We start from the raw sequence: 3,834 nt of genomic DNA on the forward strand, positions 1-3,834 counted from the left end.
CTTTATCATCCTTATCAAATTCTTCATCTCGATATCCTTCTTTATCGTATAAATCTTCTAAGTTTTTAATAGGATACATACTTAACGTCTTATTAAAACTTTTTTTAATTTCTTTTTCTTTGCTGTCGTCTTTATTCATAAATCCACATCCACCAATAAAAATCGTTATTAATAAAAAACTGATGCATAAAAGTAACTTTTTCGAATATTTCATATATTCACATCTCTCTGTTTTTGAATTCTTTTTTTAAATCATGGTATCTACATATAAATATTGAGTGATAATGTAAATCTCTCTTTCATATTATCAAACAATGAACACCCATTCATTTTATATATTTTTCTATATATTATATTCAAATTAATATATAACTATACATTTAAAAATGATAATTTAAAATTGTGTTATTCTATATGTATGTATTATTTAAGGAGGAATGTTGGTGAGTAAAGAAAACAAAACCGCAATTAAAATTACTCTTGCTTACTTAAGTTTCATTGTAGGCGCTGGTTTTACTACTGGCCAAGAGTTATTACAATTTTTTGTAAACCATGGAAATTATGCGTATATAGCCGCAATTATTACAGGTATCATTGTAACCTTTGGTACACGTCAAACTTCAAAAGTAGGTTACCGTTTAGATGCTAATCAATACGATATTTCATTACATAGCTTATTTGGTAAAGTATTAGGAACCATTATTGATTATTTAATTGTTTTCTTTTTATTTGGATTAACTGTCGTTATGATTGCTGGTGGTGGATCCGCATTACAACAAGGATTTAATGTTCCTACATGGATAGGTTCATTCATAATTGTTTTATTATTGTTTTTCATTCTACTCTTAAATTTCAATAAAATCATTGGCGTGTTAGGTATCGTGACACCCTTTTTAGTTATCGCTGTGTTTATTATTGCCGGATTTAATATTATTCAACCTACTGTCCCTTTTAATGAGGTAGCTCAGCATATTCAACCTTCAAAAACAAATACTCCTCATGCCTGGTGGTGGGACGCTATTTTATATGGTGGTATTATTATAGGAAATAGCTTCAGCTTTTTAACTATTATAGGTGGAGATGCAGAAAGTCATAAGATTGCCAGACGAGGTGCAGCTTATGGAGGTATCGTATTTAGTATACTATTACTGATTATGATTGCAGGTTTACTTGCGAATGTTGAAAAAGCTAACAGTGTCGATATACCTACATTATTATTGGCTAAAGATATTCATCCTTGGCTTGGTGTTCTTATGTCAGCTGTCATGGTAGGTGTTATTTTTAATAGTTGTGTAGGAATGATTTATCCTTTCTTAATTCGCTTTTCTGATTTTCGTACACCACGTTACTTTATATTATTAATTTCTTCGTTAGTTTTAGCATTTATACTAAGCTTTGTGGGATTCGCCGATTTAATTAATATTGTCTTTCCAATTGTAGGCTACATCGGCTTATTCATTACAATCGCTTTATTAATACGTTGGGTATATAATAAAACAACTCAAAAAAAATTGATGTGACTATATTAGAAAGCACAACGAATTAATCTTCTGTCGAAGAATTTAGTAAATTTATAAATTTAAAGCCTCCTTCACTTTACGATGAAGGAGGCTCTAATTTTTATTTTTTCTAATTTCAATTGACAAAATAGGACTTTATCAGTATCAAACGAACATCTTTTGTAGTAACCCTTTTTTACGTTGTTGTAGCAATTGTATTTTTGTATTTTGATTATTAATTCTATTTTCAATATCTTTTAATAAGTAACTAATCTTATCTTGTTCATTACGAATAGGCATTTCAATACTTATACTACTTAAATTTGCATGAGTTAATTTAGCTGGAGCATTTCCCGTTACAAATGTTCTTAGTTCTTTGAAATTTAAATAATAATTCATAAAATATAAATTATGATTATTACTTTTTACTACGTGAGCATGATTATTCACCCAATATTTACCGTTTGCAATAAAACTACTAGTTTCAAACTGTCCCCACTTAGCACCATCCTCTCCTATCAATAATCTTTCTTCATTATCAAATAAATAATCTTTCACATAATCAATTATTCCAATAGCACCATAATATGGGTAATTTCCCTTTTCTCTCAACGAAGAAGTTATAGGCTTTCTTCTATTATTTTCAAATACAAAAATATCTTTTATAAGAGTCTTGCTCACGTATTGCATCACGGTTTAAATGATAATCGTTTGCATTTTCTATGTCATAGATAATTACGGAAATTGCACTTGTTTCTTCAGAGTGAGCTTGAATATTTTGACTGCTAATTTTATAATCTTTTTGATTCATTTATATCAATCCTCACTAGGCATAAATTTTATACTATCTGAAAAATGTATATTCTCTTTTTGATTTTCAACAAAAGTGTATTTTACGTCCTTATAACCAAGAGATGTCCCTTTCAAATCACCAGTACCTTTTAATATTAATTTTGGTGCTTTATTTGTAGGAATATCATATTTTTTTCTTAATTGTTTTACATTATAATCATTATTTTCTAAATTATACTCAGCTGAATAACTAGGAACATTGGGATTATATGATATATCTCCATTTTTATAGTTTTTTAACCCTTTAAAATCCGCATACTGTGCAAAAAATTTAAATTTTTCAATTTCTTCTCTTATTTTACTGTCCTCAATTTTTTCAGTTGGAATAATCTTGTTATTTTTCATTTTCACTGGATATTTCTTTTCAGTATCTTGATTTTCACCTTTCTCATCAGAAGAAAATGTATTAATTACATATTCCCCCTTCGCACTCTTCGTATTTCTATTTATCTTTATTACCATTCCCCTAGATTCTAAGGTCTTTCCTTTCGGTTGTATACTCATCCTAGAATAAAGTAACCAAGTTCCTTTATCATCTTTATCAAATTCTTCATCTCGATAACCTTCTTTATCGTATAGGTCCTCAAGGTTTTTGATAGGATACATACCTAATGTTTTTTCAAAACTCTTTTTAATTTTTTCTTCTTTATTACCTTCTTTTGTCATACTTCCACATCCACTAATAAAAAACGTTAAAATTAAGAAACTTGCAAATACTATTAATCTTCTTGAATGTTTCATATTTTCACATCTCTCTATTTATCGTATATTTGTAAAAGCGATATAAATCAAAATATTAAATACTTTACTTATCACTCTTTAATATTACCAAACAATAAACAGCCATTCATTTTAATTTGGTTTTGTATACTATTATTATGTTTATATAGTATAAGAACCACATAGTCATCTTTATGTGTAACTACGTGGTTCCTAATTATTTTTACTTCTAAGTTGTTTTATGATTTTTTTAGTAATTATTTCTAATAGCAATTTTACAAATCAGTTCATTCGTAATTAATTTCGTAATTTATAATGCCTTTTTCGGTTTTTCACTCTTTAAATAAATGGACTTTATGATAATTAAATACTTCTAGCGTTTCAAAAGGTTTAAGAAATAGTTTCCAATAACTTTTATATTTATTATAAAGCGGTCTATTAGAGATTCTATAACTATTCATTACATGAACTCTAAACATATTTAACGCTCGATTTAAAGATTGAACAATATGAAAACGATCAATAATAATCTTCGCGTTAGGAAATAATTGTTTGATTAGCGACATATATGGTTCATACATATCAATCGTTACTGTTTTGACTTTTTGTCTTAGTTTCAAAGAATAGCGATAAAAATGATCTTTTAGCGATTTTAACTTACGATCCGCTACCACATCTACGATGCGGTGCGATACAGCATCTGCATAAATAAAGCTCATTTTTCCTATAACATTTTTAACACTTTTAAATTCGTCCATCATTA

4 protein-coding genes and 2 pseudogenes are annotated in these 3,834 nt (G+C 27.9%); 1 reads left to right on the top strand and 5 read right to left on the bottom strand.

Translation table 11 applies throughout. The features are described from left to right. Positions 1-214, bottom strand: a 214-nt coding sequence (locus HMPREF2897_RS12050; protein WP_141751274.1) for a Csa1 family protein, incomplete at its 3' end; no start/stop codon positions are given. A 223-nt stretch (positions 215-437) separates the two neighbouring features. On the opposite strand from HMPREF2897_RS12050, the gene HMPREF2897_RS01495 reads away from it, so the two are divergent. Beyond that, positions 438-1,520 (top strand): YkvI family membrane protein, encoded by a 1,083-nt coding sequence (locus HMPREF2897_RS01495; protein ID WP_080035762.1) that lies wholly within the window; start codon positions 438-440, stop codon positions 1,518-1,520. 144 nt (positions 1,521-1,664) lie between these two features. Here HMPREF2897_RS01495 and HMPREF2897_RS01500 read toward each other — a convergent pair. From HMPREF2897_RS01500 to HMPREF2897_RS01510, 4 genes and pseudogenes are all read right to left on the bottom strand, one after another. Further along, positions 1,665-2,165, bottom strand: a pseudogene (locus tag HMPREF2897_RS01500) (restriction endonuclease subunit S); the annotation flags it as partial. Then, the gene (locus HMPREF2897_RS12940; protein ID WP_002499803.1) at positions 2,143-2,310 is read right to left on the bottom strand and encodes a hypothetical protein; all 168 of its coding nucleotides are present in this window, start codon (positions 2,308-2,310) and stop codon (positions 2,143-2,145) included. The pseudogene HMPREF2897_RS01500 and the gene HMPREF2897_RS12940, both read right to left, overlap by 23 nt. A 5-nt stretch (positions 2,311-2,315) precedes the next feature. Beyond that, positions 2,316-3,092: a tandem-type lipoprotein gene (locus HMPREF2897_RS01505; protein WP_002499804.1), complete on the bottom strand. Its 777-nt coding sequence runs from the start codon at positions 3,090-3,092 to the stop codon at positions 2,316-2,318. A 314-nt stretch (positions 3,093-3,406) separates the two neighbouring features. Next, a pseudogene (locus tag HMPREF2897_RS01510) lies at positions 3,407-3,834 on the bottom strand (transposase); the annotation flags it as partial.

This window comes from Staphylococcus sp. HMSC065D05 (genome assembly GCF_001813195.1).
GTDB lineage: Bacteria > Bacillota > Bacilli > Staphylococcales > Staphylococcaceae > Staphylococcus > Staphylococcus epidermidis.

What these genes read in the sequence shown, in the direction of transcription:
- HMPREF2897_RS01505 (WP_002499804.1), bottom strand. Translation starts at nt 3,092, where the DNA reads ATGAAACATTCAAGAAGATTAATAGTATTTGCAAGTTTCTTAATTTTA.
- HMPREF2897_RS12940 (WP_002499803.1), bottom strand. Translation starts at nt 2,310, where the DNA reads ATGAATCAAAAAGATTATAAAATTAGCAGTCAAAATATTCAAGCTCAC.
- HMPREF2897_RS01495 (WP_080035762.1), top strand. Translation starts at nt 438, where the DNA reads ATGTTGGTGAGTAAAGAAAACAAAACCGCAATTAAAATTACTCTTGCT.